The 21,182-nt window shown below is 71.9% G+C and carries 23 protein-coding genes and 1 pseudogene; 6 read left to right on the top strand and 18 right to left on the bottom strand.

Annotation, left to right across the window (positions count from 1 at the left end; translation table 11 throughout):
- The 3 genes from ACFWB8_RS23000 to ACFWB8_RS22990 form a co-directional block, all read right to left on the bottom strand.
- Positions 1-1,889, bottom strand: a 1,889-nt coding sequence (locus tag ACFWB8_RS23000; protein ID WP_385230037.1) for an AAA family ATPase, incomplete at its 3' end; no start/stop codon positions are given.
- A 138-nt stretch (positions 1,890-2,027) separates the two neighbouring features.
- Positions 2,028-2,243, bottom strand: coding sequence for a hypothetical protein (locus ACFWB8_RS22995; RefSeq protein WP_031144198.1), 216 nt, complete (start codon positions 2,241-2,243; stop codon positions 2,028-2,030).
- A 349-nt stretch (positions 2,244-2,592) separates the two neighbouring features.
- Positions 2,593-2,874: an acylphosphatase gene (locus ACFWB8_RS22990; RefSeq protein WP_385230034.1), complete on the bottom strand. Its 282-nt coding sequence runs from the start codon at positions 2,872-2,874 to the stop codon at positions 2,593-2,595.
- A 142-nt stretch (positions 2,875-3,016) separates the two neighbouring features.
- Between ACFWB8_RS22990 and ACFWB8_RS22985 the strand changes: the two genes are divergently transcribed.
- Positions 3,017-3,889, top strand: a complete 873-nt coding sequence (locus ACFWB8_RS22985; RefSeq protein ID WP_385230032.1) for a CAP domain-containing protein — start codon at positions 3,017-3,019, stop codon at positions 3,887-3,889.
- Between the two features lie 16 nt (positions 3,890-3,905).
- Here the strand turns inward: ACFWB8_RS22985 and ACFWB8_RS22980 are convergent, their stop codons facing one another.
- Positions 3,906-4,508, bottom strand: coding sequence for a flavodoxin family protein (locus ACFWB8_RS22980; RefSeq protein WP_385230029.1), 603 nt, complete (start codon positions 4,506-4,508; stop codon positions 3,906-3,908).
- A 110-nt stretch (positions 4,509-4,618) separates the two neighbouring features.
- Between ACFWB8_RS22980 and ACFWB8_RS22975 the strand changes: the two genes are divergently transcribed.
- Positions 4,619-5,020 carry a winged helix-turn-helix transcriptional regulator gene (locus tag ACFWB8_RS22975; RefSeq protein ID WP_385230026.1) on the top strand — a complete coding sequence of 134 codons (402 nt, stop codon included), beginning with the start codon at positions 4,619-4,621 and terminating at the stop codon, positions 5,018-5,020.
- Here the strand turns inward: ACFWB8_RS22975 and mutM are convergent.
- The 9 genes from mutM to ACFWB8_RS22930 form a co-directional block, all read right to left on the bottom strand.
- Complete coding sequence (gene mutM / locus ACFWB8_RS22970; RefSeq protein WP_385230023.1) at positions 4,996-5,862, bottom strand: bifunctional DNA-formamidopyrimidine glycosylase/DNA-(apurinic or apyrimidinic site) lyase; 867 nt, start codon at positions 5,860-5,862, stop codon at positions 4,996-4,998. The two genes, ACFWB8_RS22975 and mutM, sit on opposite strands and share 25 nt — an antisense overlap.
- An 84-nt stretch (positions 5,863-5,946) precedes the next feature.
- A complete protein-coding gene (gene rnc / locus ACFWB8_RS22965; RefSeq protein ID WP_385230020.1) occupies positions 5,947-6,807 on the bottom strand; it encodes a ribonuclease III in 861 nt (286 codons plus the stop codon).
- 19 nt (positions 6,808-6,826) lie between these two features.
- Positions 6,827-7,000, bottom strand: a complete 174-nt coding sequence (rpmF, locus tag ACFWB8_RS22960) for a 50S ribosomal protein L32 (protein ID WP_053675094.1) — start codon at positions 6,998-7,000, stop codon at positions 6,827-6,829.
- A 2-nt stretch (positions 7,001-7,002) separates the two neighbouring features.
- Complete coding sequence (locus ACFWB8_RS22955) at positions 7,003-7,653, bottom strand: YceD family protein (protein WP_385230052.1); 651 nt, start codon at positions 7,651-7,653, stop codon at positions 7,003-7,005.
- Positions 7,654-7,804: 151 nt separating this feature from the next.
- Entirely contained in the window at positions 7,805-8,860 is a 1,056-nt protein-coding gene (locus ACFWB8_RS22950; protein WP_385230013.1) for a DivIVA domain-containing protein, read from the bottom strand.
- A gap of 103 nt (positions 8,861-8,963) precedes the next feature.
- Positions 8,964-9,443, bottom strand: coding sequence for a pantetheine-phosphate adenylyltransferase (coaD, locus tag ACFWB8_RS22945; RefSeq protein WP_385230049.1), 480 nt, complete (start codon positions 9,441-9,443; stop codon positions 8,964-8,966).
- Positions 9,444-9,457: 14 nt separating this feature from the next.
- On the bottom strand, positions 9,458-10,036 hold the full coding sequence (rsmD, locus tag ACFWB8_RS22940; protein WP_385230010.1) for a 16S rRNA (guanine(966)-N(2))-methyltransferase RsmD: 579 nt from the start codon (positions 10,034-10,036) through the stop codon (positions 9,458-9,460).
- A 44-nt stretch (positions 10,037-10,080) separates the two neighbouring features.
- On the bottom strand, positions 10,081-12,282 hold the full coding sequence (gene recG, locus ACFWB8_RS22935; RefSeq protein WP_385230007.1) for an ATP-dependent DNA helicase RecG: 2,202 nt from the start codon (positions 12,280-12,282) through the stop codon (positions 10,081-10,083).
- Between the two features lie 26 nt (positions 12,283-12,308).
- Positions 12,309-13,958, bottom strand: coding sequence for a DAK2 domain-containing protein (locus ACFWB8_RS22930; protein ID WP_385230004.1), 1,650 nt, complete (start codon positions 13,956-13,958; stop codon positions 12,309-12,311).
- Positions 13,959-14,200: 242 nt separating this feature from the next.
- On the opposite strand from ACFWB8_RS22930, the gene rpmB reads away from it, so the two are divergent.
- Positions 14,201-14,386 (top strand): 50S ribosomal protein L28, encoded by a 186-nt coding sequence (gene rpmB / locus ACFWB8_RS22925; RefSeq protein WP_073911113.1) that lies wholly within the window; start codon positions 14,201-14,203, stop codon positions 14,384-14,386.
- A 112-nt stretch (positions 14,387-14,498) separates the two neighbouring features.
- On the opposite strand, the gene thiD is transcribed toward rpmB, so the two are convergent.
- Complete coding sequence (thiD, locus tag ACFWB8_RS22920; protein WP_385230001.1) at positions 14,499-15,299, bottom strand: bifunctional hydroxymethylpyrimidine kinase/phosphomethylpyrimidine kinase; 801 nt, start codon at positions 15,297-15,299, stop codon at positions 14,499-14,501.
- Entirely contained in the window at positions 15,296-16,279 is a 984-nt protein-coding gene (locus ACFWB8_RS22915; RefSeq protein WP_385229998.1) for a thiamine-phosphate kinase, read from the bottom strand. Before ACFWB8_RS22915 ends, thiD begins: the two co-directional genes overlap by 4 nt.
- A gap of 245 nt (positions 16,280-16,524) precedes the next feature.
- Between ACFWB8_RS22915 and ACFWB8_RS22910 the strand changes: the two genes are divergently transcribed.
- Positions 16,525-16,758 (top strand): Lrp/AsnC ligand binding domain-containing protein, encoded by a 234-nt coding sequence (locus ACFWB8_RS22910; RefSeq protein ID WP_214947835.1) that lies wholly within the window; start codon positions 16,525-16,527, stop codon positions 16,756-16,758.
- Between the two features lie 23 nt (positions 16,759-16,781).
- Positions 16,782-17,279 carry a DUF3515 domain-containing protein gene (locus ACFWB8_RS22905; RefSeq protein WP_385230046.1) on the top strand — a complete coding sequence of 166 codons (498 nt, stop codon included), beginning with the start codon at positions 16,782-16,784 and terminating at the stop codon, positions 17,277-17,279.
- Between the two features lie 88 nt (positions 17,280-17,367).
- Here ACFWB8_RS22905 and ACFWB8_RS22900 read toward each other — a convergent pair whose 3' ends face one another.
- Genes ACFWB8_RS22900 through ACFWB8_RS22890 form a run of 3 tightly spaced genes read right to left on the bottom strand, consistent with a single transcriptional unit; the run spans position 17,368 to position 20,324 of the window.
- On the bottom strand, positions 17,368-18,525 hold the full coding sequence (locus tag ACFWB8_RS22900; protein ID WP_385229995.1) for a D-alanine--D-alanine ligase family protein: 1,158 nt from the start codon (positions 18,523-18,525) through the stop codon (positions 17,368-17,370).
- A 39-nt stretch (positions 18,526-18,564) separates the two neighbouring features.
- Positions 18,565-19,575 (bottom strand): NAD(P)H-dependent glycerol-3-phosphate dehydrogenase, encoded by a 1,011-nt coding sequence (locus ACFWB8_RS22895; RefSeq protein ID WP_385229992.1) that lies wholly within the window; start codon positions 19,573-19,575, stop codon positions 18,565-18,567.
- A complete protein-coding gene (locus tag ACFWB8_RS22890) occupies positions 19,572-20,324 on the bottom strand; it encodes a lysophospholipid acyltransferase family protein (RefSeq protein ID WP_385229989.1) in 753 nt (250 codons plus the stop codon). Before ACFWB8_RS22890 ends, ACFWB8_RS22895 begins: the two co-directional genes overlap by 4 nt.
- Before the next feature lie 217 nt (positions 20,325-20,541).
- Between ACFWB8_RS22890 and cofC the strand changes: the two are divergent.
- Positions 20,542-21,162, top strand: a pseudogene (cofC, locus tag ACFWB8_RS22885) (2-phospho-L-lactate guanylyltransferase); the annotation flags it as partial.
- Positions 21,163-21,182 lie beyond the last annotated feature (20 nt).

Raw genomic sequence — 21,182 nt, 5'->3', positions numbered from 1 at the left:
CCGCTGCGTGGCACGCCGGCCTCCGCGGGCGTGTGAGGCGCGGGTCCGGGCAGCGCCCGGTCCGGGGAAGGGGCGGGGTGGGGGAAGACTCCCCCGGCCCGGGTCGGGGGCTGCCCGGGGAGGACGGCCGTCCCGGCCGGATCCGCACCCCGGCCCGGGAGGGCGCCCGGCGGGGTGATCAGGAACGTGGCCCGCCCGGCGTCGGCCACGCGCAGGTGCCGGATGGCGGCGGCCGCGGCCTGCGGCGAGGCCACGGCCAGCGCGTCCGCCGCGGCGCCCAGGGCCGCCGCGACGGGGACCTCGTACCCCGGGGTGACGCAGAGACGTTCCGCCGCCGGACCCAGCAGCCCGGCCAGCCGTTCCCGCGCGGCCAGCAGCGCGCCCGTACCGTCCTTGCGGCGCAGCCCCAGCGCCAGCGCGTCACGCCGCGCCGACACCGCCGCCCGCGACCGCTCGGCCGCGGCCAGGGCGTCCCGCGCGGCGGACAGCCCGGCTTCGGCCGCCGCCAGCTCCGCCCGCGCGGCCTCGTGCTCCGTGTCCGCCGACGGGTCTTCGAGTCCGCCGACCTCCTCCGCCAGCGCCTCGTACTCCGCCTGCGCGGCAGCGGCGCGCGACTGCGCCTCGTCCCGCGCCGCCACCAGCCGGTCGATCTCCGCCTGCGCGGCCCCGGCCCGGGAGCGGGCCGCGCCCAGGCGCCCCGTCAGCCGGGCCAAGCCCTCGCGCCGGTCGGCGACGGCCCGCGCCGCGTCCCGCAGCCGTCGTTCCTCCTCGGCCAGCGACCGCTCCAGCTCGGCCCGGTGCTCGACGGTGTCCTCCAGCGCCCGCGAGGCCGCCTCCAACGCGGCCTTCAGTTCCGCCTCCTGCTCGCGGATCCGCTCGGCCTCCTGCTCCATGCTGTCGGGGTCCCTCGAATCCGCGCCGCGCCGCTCCTCCTCCACCGGAGCCGTCGCGCTCTTGACGCGCGCGGCGGCCAGGGACGCGGTCCCCCGTACCCGCTCGGCCAGCTGCGACAGCTCGTACCAGGTCTGCTGGGCGCGCTGGAGCCGCGGCGCGAGTTCCCGTACGGCCTCCTCCAGTTCGGACTCCCGCCGCACCGCGCCCGCGAGCTGCGCCTCGGCCAGCTCCTTGCGCTCCTTGAGCGCGGTCTCGTCCGCGATCTCCGCGTCGAGCGCGCGCTTCAGCGTCACGAGGTCGTCGGCGAGCAGCCGCAGCCGGGCGTCGCGCAGGTCGGCCTGGATCACGGCGGCCCGGCGGGCGACCGCCGCCTGCCGGCCCAGGGGCTTGAGCTGCCGCCTCAGTTCGTCGTTGAGGTCCTGGACGCGTGCGAGGTTGGCCCGCATCGCGTCCAGCTTCCGCAGCGCCTTCTCTTTCCGCTTGCGGTGCTTCAGTACGCCGGCGGCCTCCTCGATGAAGGCCCGGCGGCCCATCGGGTCGGCGTGCAGGACGGAGTCCAGCTGGCCCTGGCCGACGATGACGTGCATCTCGCGGCCGATGCCGGAGTCGGAGAGCAGCTCCTGGATGTCCAGCAGCCGGCAGGTGTCACCGTTGATCTGGTACTCGCTGCTGCCGCCGCGGAACATGATCCGGGTAAGGGTGACTTCGGCGTAGTCGATGGGCAGCGCGCCGTCGGAGTTGTCGATCGTGAGGGAGACCTCGGCCCGCCCCAGCGGCGGGCGCCCCGTGGTGCCCGCGAAGATGACATCTTCCATCTTCCCGCCGCGCAGGGACTTCGCTCCCTGCTCCCCCATGACCCAGGACAGCGCGTCCACCACATTGGACTTGCCCGAGCCGTTCGGGCCCACCACGCAGGTGATGCCGGGCTCGAAGCGCAGGGTGGTCGCAGAAGCAAAGGACTTGAAGCCGCGCAGGGTCAGGGACTTGAGGTGCACGCCGCCGGACTCTACCTTCCGCGTCCGGTTTCACCCATGAAGGTACGGGGGACGCGCGCCCGCGGGAAAGAAAGAAGGGACGCCGAAGCGTCCCTTGCAGATCATGCTGGGCTGGATTCTAGCGACGATGAGCGCGGATCAGGTGAGCGCAGGCTCCGCCTGGGGTACGTCGATGTCGATGCTGTCCAGCAGCGAGTCTCCGTGCTGAGCGGCGGCCGCGTTCAGCGCGTCGTTTTCAGACTGAATCCGTACGAGCTCGGACTCAAGGTCCTGGACGCGCTGCTGAAGCCGTCGCATCTCGGCGAGGAGTCGCGGGTCGGAACCGCCGACGTAACCGAGAAGCGCCTTTGCCATGATGGATGGTCCTCCACACTGAGTGACCGACCGAAGCGGTGTGGGTCGTGAGGGAATCGCACCCGCGGATGTCCGGCAGCGACTGTCAGTCACTGCGCTTAATACTGCCAACACTGCCAAACAGCTCAGGTGCGCGGGGCTTCCAGCGTCTCACCAAAAAGTTTGACGGTCAACACGATCACGCCCCGTATCGGCGGGCAGCCCGGCCCTCGCAAGGGGCGTGGAGATCATCCTCGTCTCCGAGCCTTCCACGGTTCGGCCGGGTCGGCAACGCGTCGGCGGTGAATGCGCAGATCCGACCATGTGCGGACCATCGGGCGATGTGTTCAGTACATGATCAGTCGATCGGTCATCGGATCGCGAAGCCGTCGTAGCCACCGCGCGGTGTGCCCCAGATCTCTGTCACTCCGTCCACCCGCCCGGGCGTGTCGGCGGAGCGGAGCCATTCCAGGAGCCGGTGGCAATTCTCACGTTGACCCTCGGCCACGACCTGCACTCGACCGTCGTCGAGGTTGAGCGCGAAGCCGGCGAGGCCGCCGATCTCCAGGGCATTGGCCCTGGTGAACCAGCGGAAGCCCACTCCCTGTACGCGACCGCGCACCCAGGCGGTCAGCCGGACATCTTCGTTCATGCGTGAACGCTAACCGGGCAGACACTTCCGGGGCACGCCGCCCCCCTTGCCCCATGGCGTACAGTCGCGCAGCAATGAGCTCACCCGTTCGGGTGAGTAAGACTGATCTTGATCTTAGCTCCTGCAAGGAAGGCAAGCCGCGATGGGACGCCACCGACTCCACGCCGCGCCCGGCCGCGGCAAGCGCCGTACCGCCGTGCGCACCGGTCTGCTCGGTGTCTCCGTGGCCGTGGTCCTCGGCACCGCTGCCGTCACCACCGGCATCGTGCCGGTCGGCGCCGCCTTCCCGTACGTGGGTGTCTCGGGCGCGGGCTCCGACACGAAGACGGAGGCCAAGGCCAAGGCCGGCGACCAGGCTTCGCCGAGCCCCGACAGCTCGGTGGAGCAGCAGGGCGGGCTCGCCAACCTCTCCGGCCGCGCGTCGGGCGCCCCGGACGCGGCCACGGGCTCCCCGTCCCCGTCGGCCTCCCCCTCCCCCTCGGCCACTCCGAGCCCCTCGCCCTCCACGAAGGCGCCGGAGCCGGAGCCGGAGAAGACGCCCGAGAAGAGCGCCGCACCGGCCCCGAAGCCTGCGGCCCCGTCGAAGCCTGCGGCCCCGAAGACGTCCGAGCCCGCGGACCCGCCGGTCACCGACGGCCACTCCGCGGAGGAGGCCGCCGTGGTGACCCTGGTCAACCAGGCCCGCGCCCAGGCGGGATGCGGTCCGGTACGCGCGAACCCGCCGCTCGCGGCGCTGGCCGGGGCCTTCAGCAAGGACATGGCCACCCGGGGCTTCTTCGACCACACGGACCCCGGCGGCAACACCCCGTGGGACCGGGCCACCAAGGCCGGGATCTCGGGCCTCGGCGGCGAGAACATAGCCCGCGGGCAGGGCGACGCCGATGCCGTGATGAAGGCCTGGATGAACAGCCCGGGCCACAAGGCGAACATCCTCAACTGCGAGTTCCGCACCCTGGGCGTCGGCGCCCACTTCGCCGCCGGCGGCCCCTGGTGGACCCAGGACTTCGGCTTCTGACGCCGGACCGCCTCGGTCAGACCGTCAGGGCCGCGCGGCCGGCGAGCACGACACGGGTGTGCTCGGCGACGCGCCGGCCGAGGTGCTCGGCGGTCGCGACGTCGGCCTTGTGGACCGCTTCCGCACCCTCGTCGGCGTTGGTCTGGGCCGCGGCGCCACCGAAGAAGCCGAGGCGGTTGAGGTCGTTCTCGGACGCGGTGGTGGAGTTCCAGCCCGGCTTCAGGCCCAGGTTGACCCAGTTCATGCCGTGCTGCGCGGCCAGCGTCTGGAAGTAGTTCAGCGTGTGGCCCTTGTCGCCGCTCTTGGACGCGGAGTTCGTGAAGCCCGCGGCGACCTTGTCCTGCCACACGTCGCCGAACCAGCGCTTCGAGGTGGCCTCGGCGAAGACGTGGAAGGCGCCCGAGGCGGTGCCCATGTAGGTCGGGGAGCCGAAGACGATGGCGTCGGACGCGTCGAGGAGCTCCCACTGCGCGTCGTCGATCTCGTCGACCTTGATCAGGTGGACCGTCGCCCCGGCCTCGGCGGCACCGGCCCGGACGGCCTCGGCGACGACGGCGGTGTGGCCGTAGCCGGAGTGGTAGGCGATGGAGACGACGGGGGTGTGCGTGGTACCGGACAAGGCTGATCTCTCCCTCAAAGGAACACTGCGGTGTGACGAGGGAAAGAGAACCACTAACTTTTGGAAAGCGCAACCCATGGGTTAGCGCATCCCGGAGGTACGCTGTAGGCATGGAGACCCCCGTTTGCAGCGAAGCCGCCAACGCCGAACTGCCGTTCGACGTCTTCGGGCGCGCCTGCCCGTCCCGCGAGACCCTGGAGCACGTCACGGGCCGCTGGGGCAGCCTCACGGTCGGCGCCCTGCGCGACGGACCGTGCAGGTTCAACGAACTGCGCCGCCGGGTCGAGGGCGTGAGCGAGAAGATGCTTTCCCAGACCCTGCACGCGCTGGAGCGCGACGGCATCGTCAACCGCGAGGCGCAGCCGACCAACCCGCCGCGCGTCGACTACGAACTGACCCCGCTCGGCGTCGAGGTCGCCGACCGGCTGCTCGCGCTGATCCACTTTCTGGAGGGCAGCATGCCGCTGGTGCTGGGCGCGCGGGAGTCCTACGACGCCCGCGGCGGCCGCTGACAGCGCGGGCAGAAGTAGCTGGACCGGTTCATCCACGGCCGGCGCCGCATCGGGGTACCGCAGCGCCGGCACGGCTCGTCCTCGCGCCCGTAGGCGTCGAGCGAGCGGTCGAAGTAGCCGGACTCCCCGTTCACGTTCACGTAGAGGCTGTCGAAACTCGTACCGCCGACCGCCAGGGCGGCGTTCATGACGTCCCGGACATGCCCGAGGAGTTCCGCGCTCCGGGGGCGCGTCAGCGTGTCGGTGGGGCGCTCGTAGTGCAGCCTGGCACGCCACAGCGCCTCATCGGCGTAGATGTTGCCGACCCCGCTGATCAGCGACTGGTCCAGCAGCGCCCGCTTCACGGTGCTCCGCTTGGCCCGCAGCGCCAGGTGGTAGGCGACCTCGTCGAACAGCGGGTCCAGCGGGTCCCGTGCGATGTGGGCGATGACGTCGGGCAGCCCGTCCGTGCTGCCGGAGGCAACCTCGTGCAGCGACAGCCCGCCGAAGGTCCGCTGGTCCACGAAGCGCAGCTCGGTCCCGGCGTCGTCGTCGAACCGCACCCGGATCCGCAGGTGCTTCTCGTCCGGCGCGCCCTGCGGTTGCACGAGCAGCTGCCCGCTCATCCCGAGGTGCCCGAGCACGGACAGGTCCCGTCCCCGCAGGGGCAGCCACAGGTACTTGCCGCGCCGCTGCGGCATCCCGATGGTCTCCCCGCCGAGGCGCGCCGCGAAGTCCGCGCCGCCCCCGAGGTGGCGCCGTACGGCCCGGGGGTGCAGCACCTCGACGGACTCGACGGTCCGCCCGGCCACCCAGCGCTCGAGTCCCCGCCGCACCACTTCGACTTCGGGCAGCTCGGGCACGGCGGTCTCCTCCGGGGATGGACGCGGAACGGGAACGAGAAACCCCGCCGCACAGATGTGCGGCGGGGTCACTGCGAAGGAACGTCAGGCACTCGGCGTCGGATCGGCGGGCGTCGGCGCCCCGTCGTCCTCGACCGTGGCTTCGGTCCCGGCCGGAGCCGGGGCCTCCACCGCGGCGGCCGCGGAAGCCGCGGCGGGTGCCGCGATCCGCTCGTCCGCGGCGGCGCGGATACCGCGCCATGCGGACTCCGCCGCCTGCTGCTCGGCTTCCTTCTTGCTGCGGCCGGTGCCGGTGCCGTACGAGACACCACCGACGCGGGCGGCAGCGGTGAACGTCTTCTCGTGGTCCGGGCCTGTCTCGGTGACCAGGTATTCCGGAACGCCGAGACCTTCGGCCGCCGTGAGCTCCTGGAGACTGGTCTTCCAGTCCAGGCCGGCACCGAGGTTCGAGGACTTCTCGATGAGCGGATCGAAGAGCCGGTGAACCAGCTCCGAGGCCGCGTCGAGGCCCTGGTCGAGGTAGACCGCGCCGATCACCGCTTCAAGGGTGTCGGCGAGGATGGATGCCTTGTCCCGGCCACCCGTGCCCTCTTCGCCCCGGCCGAGCCGGATGAAGAGACCGAGTTCGAGGCCACGCCCGACCTCCGCCAATGCGCGTGAGTTGACCACCGCGGCCCGCAGTTTGGCCAGCTGGCCTTCCGGCAGGTCGGGGTGGGTCGTGTACAGCGTGTCCGTGACCACCAGGCCCAGCACGGAGTCCCCAAGGAACTCCAGCCGTTCGTTGGTGGGCAGACCGCCGTTCTCGTACGCGTACGAACGGTGGGTCAGCGCACGCACCAGAAGGGCGGACTCGAGTTGGTACCCGAGCCGCCCTTCCAGAAGCGTGTGGGACGAGGCCGCGTTGTTTCTGTCTGCCTGCTTCTCAGCGTTGGACAGCTCAGACATTGCGCCTCTCACCAGCCGCTCAGACCTCGAGGACCTGGCGCTTGTTGTAGGTGCCGCAGCTCGGGCACGCAATGTGCTGGAGCTTCGGCTCCTGGCAACGCTCGCACGAAACCAGGTTGGGGACCGCAGCCTTCCACTGCGACCGGCGGTGGCGCGTGTTGCTGCGCGACATCTTCCGCTTCGGAACAGCCACGGCTACTTCTCCTGCTTCTCGGCGGCGCCCTGAACTCCGTCAGAGGCAGTGCCGCTCATGTTGTCCTTCTCGTCGTCCTGATCGGTCACGACGAGTCCCTGCAGTGCCGCCCAACGGATGTCGACGGCGTCGTGGTGGTGGTCCGGGTCGTCGTTCAGGCTGAGCCCGCAATCGGGGCACAGTCCGAGACAGTCCTCCCGGCACACCGGCTGCATGGGCAGTGCGAGCACTACCACGTCACGCAGCACGGGTTCGAGGTCGAACAAGCCGTCCTCGAGGAAGAGCGTGTTCTCGTCGTCCTCGGCGTCGTCGGCCGGCTCCGCCTTGGAGCGGATCCGGTCGTCGGCGTCAGGGTACGAGAACATCTCCTGGAAGTCCGCCTTGAGCTCTCGCTCTACGGCCTCCAGACACCTTACGCACTCCCCTGCGGCCGATGCACGGGCGGTGCCTGTGACAAGCACCCCTTCCATGACCGACTCCAGGCGGAGTTTGAGCTTCAGCGGGGCGCCTTCCGGTACCCCGATGACGCCGGCGAGACCGAGGTCCGCCGGTGCCGCGATCTCACGGGACAGCCGCTGCATGGCACCAGGACGCCGACCCAGCTCGTGCGTGTCGAACACGAGGGGGTCGTGGTGGTCGAGGCGGGTATTCAGGGCCGTTCCTGCTTTCGCGGTGTGTCAAGGACTGCTGAAGATCAAAATTTCCGCCGCTCAAGGGCAGCATGGATCGCGGTGCATACGCGCGACCGAAGAGCCAGGATACCCGCCGCTTCGCCCTGAGCCCAATCCAGGTGCGGAGGGGACGTCAGCGGCCCTGCTCGTACTGGCGCAGCTGGTCCAGGTTGATCATGCCCGTGTCGAAGAAGCTGGTCTCGTCGAGCGCCGGCTGCTGCTCCTGCTGGGCCTGCTGCCCGTGCTGCTGCGGCTGCTGGTAGGCCGCGTACGGGTCGGACTGCTGGTCGTAGGAGGCGGCGTACGGGTCGGGCTGCTGGACCTGCTGCTGGTAGCCGTAGGGGTCCTGGTAGCCGTACGAGTCCTGCTGCTGGTGCTGCACCGGCTGCTGGTAGGCGTACGCGTCGTACGCGGGCTCCGGCTGCGCCTGCGCCGGGATCACGGGAGCCACCGGGGCCTCCGGCTCGGCCAGGCCCGCCAGGAAGTCCGCGTCGCTCCCGGAGCGGGACTGCTGCACCCCTGCCGCGTCCTGGGCGGCGATGTGCGCACCCAGGTCGTCCGTGGGCACCCGGCCGAGGAGCTTCTGGCGGCCCCGGCCGACGGCCTCCAGGGTCTTGGCGAGCACCGCCTCGAAGGTCGCCAGCTTGCCGTCCACGTACGCGTCCGCCTGCTCGCGCTGCGTCTGCGGGTCGTGGCTGCGCTCGGGCGCCTCCTCGTCGGGGAAACCCTGGTCGTCCAGGCCCGGGCCGCGGCCCAGCAGCTTCTCGCGGCCCCGGTCCACCGAGCCGATGGTCTTGGTGAGCACGACCTCGAAGTTCGCGAGCTTGCTGTCCACGTAGTCGTCGGCCTCGGCGCGGATCTCCTCGGCCTCCCGGCGGGCCTCCGCCAGGATCCGGTCCGCCTCGTCCTGGGAGCGCCGGGCCACCTCGGTGTCGGAGATCAGCGAACCGCGGTGGGCGTGCGCGGACTCGATGATCCGCTCCGCCTCCCGGCGGGCCTCCTCGACCATCTGCTCCCGGCCGCCGATGAGCTCCTGCGCCTGCGCGAGCGAGCCGGGCAGGGCCTGGCGTACCTCTTCGAGCTGCGCGAGCAGCTCCGCGCGGTTGATCACGCAGGAGGCCGACATGGGCATGGAGCGGGCGCCGCCGACGGCCGCGACGATCTCGTCGAGCTTCTTCTGCACGTCCATGGGGGCTCGCACTCTCTCGGCCTCGGGCGGTTCCTGAGACGGACGGGACGACTTTAAGGCCACAGGGCGGGCGCCCGACACCGCCTGAGGCGCCGTCAGCGCGTCAGCGGTTCGCCAGGCGCTCGATCAGCGCCGCGTGCACGTGCGCGGGCAGCAGGTGGGCGACATCGCCGCCCCAGGCCGCGACCTCCTTGACCAGGGAGGAGGACAGGAAGCTGTAGGTCGGGTTGGTCGGCACGAACAGCGTCTCGACGCCCGAGAGACCCATGTTCATCTGGGCCATCTGGAGCTCGTAGTCGAAGTCGCTGACGGCGCGCAGGCCCTTGACGATGGCCGGGATGTCCCGCTGCTTGCAGAAGTCGACGAGGAGCCCGTGGAAGGACTCGACCTCGATGTTCCCGTAGTCGGCGGTCGCCTCGCGGATCAGCTCGATCCGCTCCTCCACCGTGAACAGCCCCTGCTTCGACTGGTTGATCATCACCGCGACGTGCACGACGTCGTAGAGCCTGGAGGCGCGTCCGATGATGTCGAGGTGTCCGTTGGTGATGGGATCGAAGGATCCCGGACAGACGGCGCGGCGCAACTGAACTCCCTCGTTCATGAGTTTTCGCTGGTGAAGGCGGCGCGACCGTACCAAAGGGTGCCCTCGCCGTACTTCCGCGACCGGAGCGGCTCGAAGCCCTCGGGCCACGGGAAGGCGCCGCTCCTGGTGCTGCGCTCCACGGTGACGAGCGCATCGTCGGTGAGCCAGCCATTGGACCGGAGTGTGAGGAGGATCTCGCGGAGGTCCGCGTGCTCCACGGCGTACGGCGGGTCCAGGAAGACGATGTCGTACGGGTCCCCGCCCGCCGCGGCGGAGACGATGTGCTCGGCCTTGCCCGCCCGGAACTCGGCTCCGGGCAGGCCCAGCGTCCTGATGTTGTCGCGGATCGCCTTGGCGGCCTTGGCGTCGGCCTCCACCAGCAGGGTGTGGGCGGCGCCGCGGGAGAGGGCCTCCAGGCCGACGGCGCCGGAGCCGCCGTACAGGTCGAGCACGCGGGCCCCCTCGACGCCGTGCAGCGACTCCCAGGTGGAGAAGAGGCCTTCGCGCATCCGGTCCGAGGTCGGCCGGGTGCCGGTGCCCGGGGGCACGGCCAGCCGACGCCCGCCGGCGCTGCCGGCGATCACGCGGGTCATCTGGGGGGTCCTTCAATCCTCGGGGACAACGGGCACCCCCATTGTCAGCCCTTCTCCAGGTACTGCTCCCGTTCGGTGTCGAGCAGGGCGTCCAGTGCGGTCCTCAGGCCCGGCAGGCCCGCCAGCTCGGGATCGGCGGCGACCACGCGGGTGGCCTCCTCGCGGGCCTCGGCGATGACCTCCTCGTCCTCGATGACGGCGAGCATGCGCAGGGAGGAGCGGACGCCGGACTGGGCCTGGCCGAGGACGTCTCCCTCGCGGCGCTGCTCCAGGTCGATGCGCGAGAGCTCGAAGCCGTCGAGGGTGGCGGCCACGGCGCCGAGCCGGGCCCGGGCGGGGCTGGCCTCGTGCATCTCGCTGACCAGCAGGCACAGGCCGGGCGCGGAGCCGCGGCCGACGCGGCCGCGCAGCTGGTGCAGCTGGGAGACGCCGAACCGGTCCGCGTCCATGATCACCATCACCGTGGAGTTCGGGACGTTCACCCCGACCTCGATGACGGTGGTGGCGACCAGCACCTTGACCTCGCCGGCGGCGAAGCGGCGCATGACGTCGTCCTTGTCGGCGGGGTCCATCCGCCCGTGGAGCACCTCGACGCCCAGTCCGGCCAGCGGCCCGCGCCTGAGCTGTTCGGCGATGTCCAGCACGGCCAGCGGCGGCCGCTTGTCCCCGTCCGCCTCGGCGGCGGCCTTCTTCTTGGGCTCGTCCTCCCCGTCACCGATGCGCGGGCACACCACGTAGGCCTGGTGGCCGTTCTCCACTTCCTCCCGGACCCGCTCCCAGGCCCGGGCCAGGAAGTGCGGCTTGTCCTTGGCGGGCACCACGTGGGTGGCGATCGGGGAGCGCCCGGCCGGCAGCTGGTCGAGGACCGAGGTCTCCAGGTCGCCGAAGACGGTCATGGCGACCGTGCGCGGGATCGGGGTCGCGGTCATGACCAGCAGGTGCGGGGGCTGCTTGCCCTTGGACCTGAGCGCGTCGCGCTGCTCCACGCCGAAGCGGTGCTGTTCGTCCACGACGACCAGCCCGAGGTCGTGGAACTGGACCTTGTCCTCGATCAGCGCGTGGGTGCCGATCACGATCCCGGCCTCGCCGGTGACCAGGTCGAGCAGCGCCCGGCGCCGCGCGGGCATCCCCATCGACCCGGTGAGCAGCACGACCTTGGTGCCCCGGTCGGAGCCGCCGAGCATGCCTCCCTCGGCGAGCTCGCCCATCATCTCGGTGACGGACCGGTGGTGCTGCTGCGCGAGCACCTCGGTGGGCGCGAGCATCGCGGCCTGCCCCCCGCTGTCCACGACGGCGAGCATGGCCCGCAGCGCGACCAGCGTCTTGCCCGAGCCGACCTCGCCCTGGAGGAGGCGGTGCATGGGGTGGCTGGTGGCGAGGTCGTCGAAGATCTCCTTCGAGACGGTCTGCTGGCCCTCGGTGAGGGTGAAGGGGAGTTTGGCGTCGAAGGAGTGGAGGAGGCCGCCCGGGGCGGGGCGGCGGGGGACCGCCGGGAGTTGGGAGTCGGCGTGCCGGCGGCGGGCCAGGGCGACCTGGAGGACGAAGGCCTCGTCCCACTTCAGGCGACGTCGGGCATCCTCGATGTCGGCCTTGGTGGCCGGCCGGTGGATCTTCAGCAGGGCCTCGGTGAGCGGGACCAGCCCGCGGCCCTCGCGCAGGGTGTCCGGGAGCGGGTCCAGGACCTCCTGCGCACTGGGCAGCACCGCGTCCACGCACTTGGTGACCTTCCAGGACTCCAGTTTCGCGCAGGCCGGGTAGATCGGGATGAGCTGGCTCGCGAAGGCGGCCGCCGCGTCGGTTTCGCCGGCCTCCTTGCCGAGGGGCTCGTACGCGGGGTGGGCGAGTTGGAGCTTGCGGTTGAACATCGAGACCTTGCCCGCGAACATCGCGCGGCTGCCGGGCAGCAGTTCCTTGTGAGGCTTGTGGACGCCCGCCCCGAAGAAGACCAGCTGGAGCCGGCCGCTTCCGTCGGTGATGGTCACCTCCAGCCGCTTGCCGCCGCCGCGGCTGCCCTGGTAGGTCAGCAGCCGGGCGTCGGCGACCTGCGCGACGACGGTCACGTGCTCGTCGATCTGGTCGGCGAGCTCGGCCAGCGAGGTGAGCTCACCGCGCTCCGCGTACCGCCGGGGGTAGTGGTGCAGCAGGTCCAGGGCCGTGTGCAGGCCGAGCTGTTCGGCCAGCACCTTCGCGGTGGCGGGGCCGAGCGTCTTCTTGAGGTCTTCGTCGAGCGCGGGCACGTGTTCCATTGCACACCATGGCGCTGACAAGCCCGCTATTCCACCCCGATGAGGAGCGGCGCCGAGTAACGCCCGCCGTGGTAGGTCACGGTGTCCACGGCCAGGTGCCCGTGCTGGACGTACGCCTCCAGGCGCTCGGCGAGCGCGTCCGGCACCTCGGGGCCCAGCACCAGGGTGACGAGCTCGCCGCCGGAGCCGAGCATCCGCTGCAGGACGGCCTCCGCCGTCTCCGGCAGGCCCGAGCCGATGACGGCGACGTCGCCGTCGATGAGCCCGAGCACGTCGCCGGCCTGGCAGATGCCGGCCGAGGTGAAGGACTGCCGTTCCGCGACGGCCAGTTCCGCGTACCGGGTGGCGCCGGCCGCCGCGGTCATGGCGACCACGTCCTCGTCGAAGCTGCCGTCCGGGTCGTGCACGGCGAGGGCGGCCAGGCCCTGGACCGCGGACCGGGTGGGGATCACCGCGACCCGGACGCCGTCGGCGCGGGCCTGCTCGGCGGCGGCGCCCGCGGCCGCGCGCTGCTCGGCCCCGCCCGGGAGCAGCACCACCTCGCGGGCGTGGGCCCGCCGGATGGCGTCGAGCAGTTCGGCGACGGTGGGCGGCTCCCCGGGGCGTGCGAGCACGGTGGTCGCGCCCGCCTCCCCGCACAGCCCGGCCAGTCCCTCGCCCGGGAGCACGGCGACCACGGCCCGCTGGGCGCGCTCGCCCCTGGCCCGGCGCCGCTCGTCGCCGAAGTGGGTGATGCGGATCCGGTACGGCCGGCCGGCGACCACCCCGGCCTCGACGGCGGCGCCGGGGTCGTCGACGTGGACGTGGACGTTCCACAGGTCGTCCCCGCCGACGACCACCAGGGAGTCGCCGAGTCCGTCGAGCCGTGTCCGCAGTTCCCCGACCGCGGCTTCGCCGGCCTCCAGCAGGTAGACCACCTCGTACGCCGGCCCCTCCTGCTCCCGCGCGCACGGCTGCGGCGGCTGCGGCACGGGCACCGCCCGCCCGCGCACCGGGTCGGGGGCCGCCTCCTGCCCGGAGAGCGCCTGCCACAGGGCCCCGAGTACGGCGACCAGCCCGCAGCCCCCCGCGTCGACCACCCCGGCCCGCCCGAGCTCGGCGAGCTGCCCCGGGGTTTCCGCCAGGGCCGCGCGGGCCCCGTCGTAGGCGGCCCGGGCCACGTCCGCAGCGGTCCCGGCGGCGGCTTCGGCCGCCTCCCCCGCGCGCGCGGCCGCGGCGGCGACGGTGAGCATGGTGCCCTCCACCGGGTGCGCGACGGCCTCGTACGCCTCCTGCGCGGCCCGGGTCAGCGCCTGGGCGAGCAGCCGGCCCGGCCCGCGCCCGGCGGGCTCGTCGCCCAGTACGTCGGCCACGCCGCGCAGCAGCTGCGCCAGGATCGTCCCGGAGTTCCCCCGGGCGCCTATGAGCGCGCCGTGCGCGTAGGCCCGTACGGCCCGGGACAGGGAGGCGGCGGCGGTGCCCGTGGTCTCGGTCACGCTCCCGACGGCGGCCCGCAGCTCGCGGTCGGCGGACTCGGCGGTGAGGTAGAGGTTGGTGCCGGTGTCGGCGTCCGCGACGGGATAGACGTTGATCGCGTCGATGTCCTCGCGGGCCCGGCCCAGTGCGGCCAGGGCCAGCGAGCTCCAGGTGCGCACCGCTTCGGCGTCGAGGGTGTGCGGGCCAGGCTCGTGCGCCACCGGGCGTTCCTCCTTGTGCGGGCCAGGGTTCACCGCAGGGTAACGAAGGACGGCCGCGGGGTCCTGGGCCCGGGGCGGGACGGGCGGCGGACATGGTAGTTTTCTTGGACCGAAGCAGTCGTTGTATGCTGCTCAGGTTGCCCGGCGAGAGTCGGGTCATCCGTCCGGCAAGCCACTTCAGATCTCTGATTCCGGTGCGCCGGATTTCACTGTAAGTGCATCTGAAGTCTTTGGAGTGACCTGTGGCTGCCAACTGCGACGTTTGCGCCAAGGGGCCGAGCTTCGGCAACAGCATCTCCCACTCGCACCGCCGCACCTCGCGTCGCTGGAACCCGAACATCCAGCGCGTCCGTGCCGTGGTCAATGGGACGCCGAAGCGCCTCAACGCCTGCACCTCGTGCATCAAGGCCGGCAAGGTCTCGCGCTGACGCCTCCCGTCGTCGTAGCGCAGCCCTTTCCGGTTGCCAAGAAGGCCGGTTCACCTCTGGTGAACCGGCCTTTTGCCTTTCCCGGGACCTCTTGCGCAACCGCGATCCGCCCTCAGCGCCACTGCCAGGCGTGATCCACCGGGCCGATGCCGCCGCCCAGCGCGAAGCCCGCGGCGATGGCGCCCGTGACGTAGGCCTTGGCCGCCGTGACGGCCTCCGGGACCGCGAGGCCCTTCGCCAGGCCCGCGGCGACCGCGCTGGCCAGGGTGCAGCCGGTGCCGTGCGTGTGCCGGTTGTCGTGCCGGGGGGCGCGCAGCCACAGCTCTTCGGCGCCGTCGCTCAGCAGGTCCACGGCCTCGTCCCCGTGCGCCGCGAGGTGGCCGCCCTTGATCAGTGCCCACCGCGGCCCGAAGCCGAGGACCGCGTCGGCGGCCCGCCGCATGTCGTCCTCGCTCTCCACCACCACCCCGGTGAGCTGCGCGACCTCGTCGAGGTTCGGGGTGGCCACGGTGGCCCGCGGCAGCAGTTGCCTCCGTACGGCTTCCAGCGCCGAGGCGGCGAGCAGTGCGTCCCCGTGCTTGGAGACGCCCACGGGGTCCACGACGGCCGGGGCGCCCGTGGTGGCCAGCAGGTCGGCCACGGTCTCCACGAGCACGGCGCTGGACAGCATCCCGGTCTTCACGGCCCGGACGCCGATGTCGTCCACCACGGCCCTGTACTGGCCCCGCACGGCGTCGGCGGGCAGCTCCCATACCCCGGTGACCCCCAGGGAGTTCTGGGCGGTCACGGCGGTGAGCACGCTCATCCCGTGCACGCCGAGGGCCAGCATGGTCTTGAGGTCGGCCTGGATGCCCGCGCCGCCGCCGGAGTCGGATCCGGCGACGGTCAGGCAGAGCGGCGGGGCGCCGGTCATCGTGGCGGCTCCTCGGCGGCCGGCTCGCCGCCGAAGTGGTCCCAGCCCCCGCTGCTGGTCCAGGGGGCGCCGTCCACGGTCACCTGGGGCAGCGCGGAGCGGTTCTGCACCTCTCCGATGACCTTCCAGCGGGCCGGCAGTTTCACGTCGGGCGGGAAGGTGGCCACGATCGCGTGGTCCTCTCCCCCGGTGAGCACCCACTGGAGCGGGTCCACGCCGACGGCCTGCCCGATGTCGTGCATCTGCGTCGGGATGTCGACGGCCGCCGAGCGCAGGTCGATCCGTACCTTGCTGGCCTCGGCGATGTGCCCGAGGTCGGCGATCAGGCCGTCGCTGACGTCGGTCATGGCGGTGGCGCCGAGTCCGGCGGCCGCGGGGCCCGCGTGGTACGGGGGCTCGGGCCGCCGGTGGGCCTCCACGAAGGCCCGCGGGGAGCGGAAGCCGCGCGAGAGGACGGCGAAGCCGGCCGCCGACCAGCCCAGCCAGCCGGTGACGGCCACGACGTCGCCGGGCTGGGCTCCGGAGCGCAGCACGGGCTCGTGGTTGCGCAGGTCGCCCAGCGCGGTGATGGCGACGGTGATGGTGTCGCCGCGGACGACGTCCCCGCCGACCACGGCGGCGCCGGCGACCTGGCATTCGTCGCGGATGCCGTCCATCAGCTCGGTGGGCCAGGTGACCGGCAGCTCGGCCGGGACGACGAGGCCGAGCAGGAGCGCGGTCGGCACCGCGCCCATGGCGGCGATGTCGGCCAGGTTCTGCGCGGCGGCCTTGCGGCCGACGTCGTAGGCCGTGGACCAGTCGCGCCGGAAGTGCCTGCCTTCCAGCAGGATGTCGGTGCTCGCCACGACCCGCCGGTCGGGGGCCGACACCACCGCGGCGTCGTCGCCCGGCCCGAGCCGGACCGCCGGGGTGGTGGTGAGCCGTGAGGTGAGCTCCCGAATGAGCCCGAACTCCCCCAGCTCGCCCACAGTGCCCTTCATCGCTGTGCCCCTTCTTGCCCAGTCCGCTTGCGGTCGCGAGCCGTCACAGCTCTGGGTACCGTCAACAGATACGTCAACTTCTGCTCTCCGTACGCCCCGCCGTGCGTGGTGCCGGGCTCGCAGGTCTCCCCGCGGCGCTCGGCGACGCGGTACCGTGGCGTCCCTTCTTCCCCCGGCCCTTGCGATCGTGTGGGGCCCACCCGAAGGTTAGGGGAAATGATCCTCGTGGCCGCCCTGGAGGTTCCGTGGTACAGGCGTACATCCTTATCCAGACCGAGGTGGGCAAGGCGTCGTTCGTCGCCGAGTCCATCGCCCAGATCGCGGGGGTGATCCAGGCCGAGGACGTGACGGGCCCGTACGACGTGATCGTGCGCGCCCAGGCCGACACCGTGGACGAACTCGGTCGCATGGTCGTGGCCAAGGTCCAGCAGGTGGAGGGGATCACCCGCACCTTGACCTGCCCCGTGGTCCATCTGTAGCCCCCGTCTACTCTAGGCCGGTGATGTCCCTCCACCACCGGCCCCTTGGTCTGCTCGCCGCACTGCCCGCACTGGCTGCCGTTCTGTCCGTCGCGGGCTGTACCTCGGGCGGTTCCGAGGCCCGGGTGACTCCGCCGCCCGCGCCGCCCGCCGACGTCGCGGGACTCTGCGCGGCGCTGCACAAGGAGCTCCCGGAGACGGTGGCCGGTCTGGCGCGGACCCCGGTGGAACCGGAGTCCGACTTGACCGCCGCTTGGGGCGGCTCGGCGATCGTACTGCGGTGCGGTATCCCCAAGCCCGAGAAGATGCGGGATCCGAAGCAGGACGGTGTCGAGGTCAACGGTGTCGGCTGGCTGCTGGAGAAGCTGGGCGACGGCGGGGGGTTCCGGTTCACCACCGGGGCGCGGCTGGCGTACACGGAGGTCCGGGTCGACAAGGAGCATGCCACGGATGCCGGGATGCTCGTCGGGCTGTCCGCCGCCATCGCCAAGACCGTACCGGTGGGGATCTCCTCGTACTGAGGTCCCGCCCGGACCCGCTCGCACCGCGCACACCGCCGCCCGCCGGGATGTCCCCGGCGGGCGGTCGGCGTTGTTCCCGGGGGAACTGCTAGCGCAGCCCGGTGGAGCGGCGCAGGGCGGCCTGGATCAGGCGGTCCACCAGCTCCTGGTACTCGATGCCCGACTCCTGCCACATCCGCGGGTACATGGAGATGGGGGTGAAGCCCGGCATGGTGTTGATCTCGTTGATGACGAAGGTGCCGTCCTCCGTGAGGAAGAAGTCGGCGCGCACCAGGCCCTCGCAGGACGCGGCCTCGAAGGCCTCGACCGCGAGCCGCTGCACCTCCGCGGTCTGCTCGGGGGTGAGCGGCGCCGGCACGATCCCGGAGGCGGAGTCGATGTACTTCGCCTCGAAGTCGTAGAAGTCGTGGCTGGAGACCGGCGGGATCTCGGCGGGCACGCTCGCGCGCGGGCCGTCCTCGAACTCCAGGACGCCGCACTCGATCTCGCGGCCGCGCAGCAGCGCCTCCACGATGATCTTCGGGTCGTGGTGGCGGGCTTCGCGGATCGCCGCGTCCAGGCCGGTGACGTCGTCGACCTTGGTGATGCCGATGGAGGAGCCAGCGCGGGCGGGCTTGATGAAGAGCGGCCAGCCGTGCTCCCCGGCGAAGTCGAGGATCTTCGCCTTGACGGCGTCCTGGTCGGCTTCCCACTCGCGGGGGCGGATGGTCACGTACGGGCCGACGCGCAGCCCGAAGGACGTGAACACCCGCTTCATGTAGTCCTTGTCCTGGCCGACGGCCGAGGCGAGGACGCCCGAGCCGACGTACGGGATCCCGGAGAGCTCCAGGAGGCCCTGGAGGGTGCCGTCCTCGCCGTAGGGGCCGTGCAGCATCGGGAAGACGACGTCGACCTCGCCCAGGGCCTTGGGGACGGCCCCCGGCTCGGTGTAGACGACCTCGCGGCTGGCGGGGTCGACCGAGAGCACGACGGCGCCCTCGTCGGAGTCGGCGAGCTCCTCGACACTGGGGAGCTTGCGGTCGGCGATGGCCATCCGCGCGGGCTCGTCGGCGGTCAGTGCCCACCGGCCGTCCGTGGTGATGCCGATGGGCAGCACCTCGTACTTGGAGCGGTCGATGGAGCGCAGCACGGCGCCCGCCGTGACGACCGAGATGGCGTGTTCCGAGCTGCGGCCGCCGAACACGACGGCCACGCGGGGCTTGCGGCCCTGCTGCTCAGGGGTCTGGGGGAGGTTCTCGCTGCTCATATCGCCACGAGAGTACCCGCTCAGGCGTCCGGAAAGGACTCAGTGCCGTTCCGGTTTGGCGCTGCGTCCCATCAGTTCCTTGAGCGCGACCAGCGTCGGCTTGCCGTGGTGGACGATGTCGACGACGGTGTCGGTGATCGGCATGTCGACCCCGTGGCGGCGGGCGAGATCGGCCACCGACTGGCAGGACTTGACGCCCTCCGCGGTCTGCTTGGTGACCGCGATGGTCTCCTCCAGGGTCATCCCGCGGCCGAGGTTGGTGCCGAAGGTGTGGTTCCGGGAGAGCGGCGAGGAGCAGGTGGCGACCAGGTCGCCGAGGCCCGCGAGGCCGGAGAAGGTGAGCGGGTCGGCGCCCATCGCCAGGCCCAGGCGGGTCGCTTCGGCGAGACCGCGGGTGATGAGGGAGCCCTTGGTGTTGTCGCCCAGGCCCATGCCGTCCGCGATGCCCACGGCGAGGCCGATGACGTTCTTGACGGCGCCGCCGAGTTCGCAGCCGATGACGTCGGTGCTCGTGTACGGGCGGAAGTACGGGGTGTGGCAGGCGGCCTGGAGGCGCCGGGCCACGGCCTCGTCCACGCAGGCGACCACGGAGGCCGCGGGCTGCCGGGCGGCGATCTCGCCGGCCAGGTTGGGGCCGGTGACGACCGCGATCCGCTCGGCGGGGACCTTTCCGACCTCCTCGATGACCTCGCTCATCCGCTTGGCGGTGCCGAGTTCGATGCCCTTCATGAGGGAGACGAGGACCGTGTCGGGGGCCAGCAGGGGCGCCCAGGCCGCGAGGTTCTCGCGCAGGGTCTGGGAAGGGATGGCGAGGACGGTGAAGTCGGCGCCGGCCGCGGCCTCGGCGGGATCGGTGGTGGCGCGGATGTTCGCCGGGAGTTGGACGTCCGGGAAGTAGTCCGGGTTGGTCCTGCCGGTGTTGATGGCGTCGACCAGCTCCTGGCGGCGGCCCCAGAGGGTCACCTCGCAGCCGGCGTCGGCGAGCACGATGGCGAAGGCCGTGCCCCAGGAGCCGGTTCCGAAGACGGTCGCCTTCACGGGACGTGTCACTTCTTGCCCTCCCCCGCGGCCTTGCGCCGCTGTTCGGCCCTGGCCTTGCGGTGGTCGTACGGCTGCGCGGGCGCGGTTTCGCCCCGCAGTACCTCCAGCAGCCCGGTGATGGCCGCCATGATGACCTCGGTGACCTCCTTGAGGACCTCCGGGGTGGGTTCCCGGTCGTAGAACTCGGAGAGGTCCACGGGTGGTCCGGCGAGGACCCGGAGGGTCTTGCGCGGGAACAGGCTGACCTTGTTCTCCTTGGCGTACGGCGGCATCGCGAGATGGGCGCCCCACTGGGCCACCGGAATGACGGGGGCCTTGGTCATCAGCGCGACGCGGGCGGCGCCGGTCTTGCCGGCCATCGGCCACAGGTCCGGGTCGCGGGTGAGGGTGCCTTCCGGGTAAAAGGCCACGCATTCGCCGCGCTCGATGGCGTCCACGGCGGCCCGGAATGCGTCCAGGGCGTTGGTGGACTCCCGGTAGACGGGGATCTGCCCGGATCCGCGCAGGATGGCACCGACAATGGGCACCTTGAAGAGCCCCGCCTTGGCGAGCAATCGGGGCACCCGGCCGCTGTTGTACTGGAAGTGCGCGTAGGAGAGCGGGTCCAGATACGAGTTGTGATTGACGGCGGTGATAAATCCGCCCTCGGCAGGAATGTGATCCATTCCCCGCCAGTCCCGCTTGAAGAGCACTACCAGCGGCGGTTTCGCGATGGCCGCCGCCAGGCGGTACCAGAAGCCGATTCTGCGGCGGGACACTCGGACACCTTCCTCTATGACCGGTGCGCGCCTGGGGCACCTCGGGGCCGGACAAGTGTCGCCCCGGGTCCGGTCTCTGTCGAGAACACCGTACGCCCCGCTCAGGGCACCGGGCCCCCGGGTCGCCCGGCGGGAGCGACAATGGCCCGACGCATGACCCGGCCATGACCCGACCACGGCCCGGGCATGTGCGAGAGCGACCGGAGGGTAGGGGTCCGTGACGAACGCCGCCTGGAGTCTGGTGGTCCCGCTGAAGCCCTTGGCGTTGGCCAAGAGCCGGCTCGCGGAGGCCGTCGGCGCCTGGCGTCCGGGACTCGCGCTGGCGTTCGCGCAGGACACCGTGGCGGGGGCGCTGGCCTGCGCGGCGGTCGCGGATGTGGTGGTCGTCACGGACGACGCGGCGGCCGGTGCGGAACTGGCCCGGCTGGGAGCGCGGATCGTGCCGGACGCGCCGGGCGGCGGGCTCAACGCGGCGCTGGTCCACGGGGCGCGGGCGATACGCGCGGCCCGGCCGCGGGCGGCGGTGGCCGCGATGAACGCGGACCTGCCGGCGCTGCGGCCGCCCGAACTACTCCGCGTGCTCGATGCCGCGGCTGTATTTCCCCGGGCATTTCTGGCGGATGCGGCGGGAATCGGGACGACTCTGCTTTCCGCCGCTCCGGACGTGGAATTGGCCCCCTCGTTCGGCGGACCGTCCCGGGCTCGGCATTCGGCCTCGGGGGCGGTGGAAATGGCCCTGGCGGGCGTCGACAGCGTGCGCCGCGACGTGGACACGGGTGCGGACCTGCGGACCGCCCTCGCCCTTGGTGTGGGGCGTCACACGGCCCGATACAGTTCCCGTATGCAGGCGACCGCGTA

This window comes from Streptomyces sp. NPDC060031 (genome assembly GCF_042736805.1).
In the GTDB taxonomy this organism is placed as follows: Bacteria; Actinomycetota; Actinomycetes; order Streptomycetales; family Streptomycetaceae; genus Streptomyces.
The sequence above is the reverse complement of the archived record's forward strand: the minus strand, read 5'-3'. Positions and strand labels throughout refer to the sequence as shown.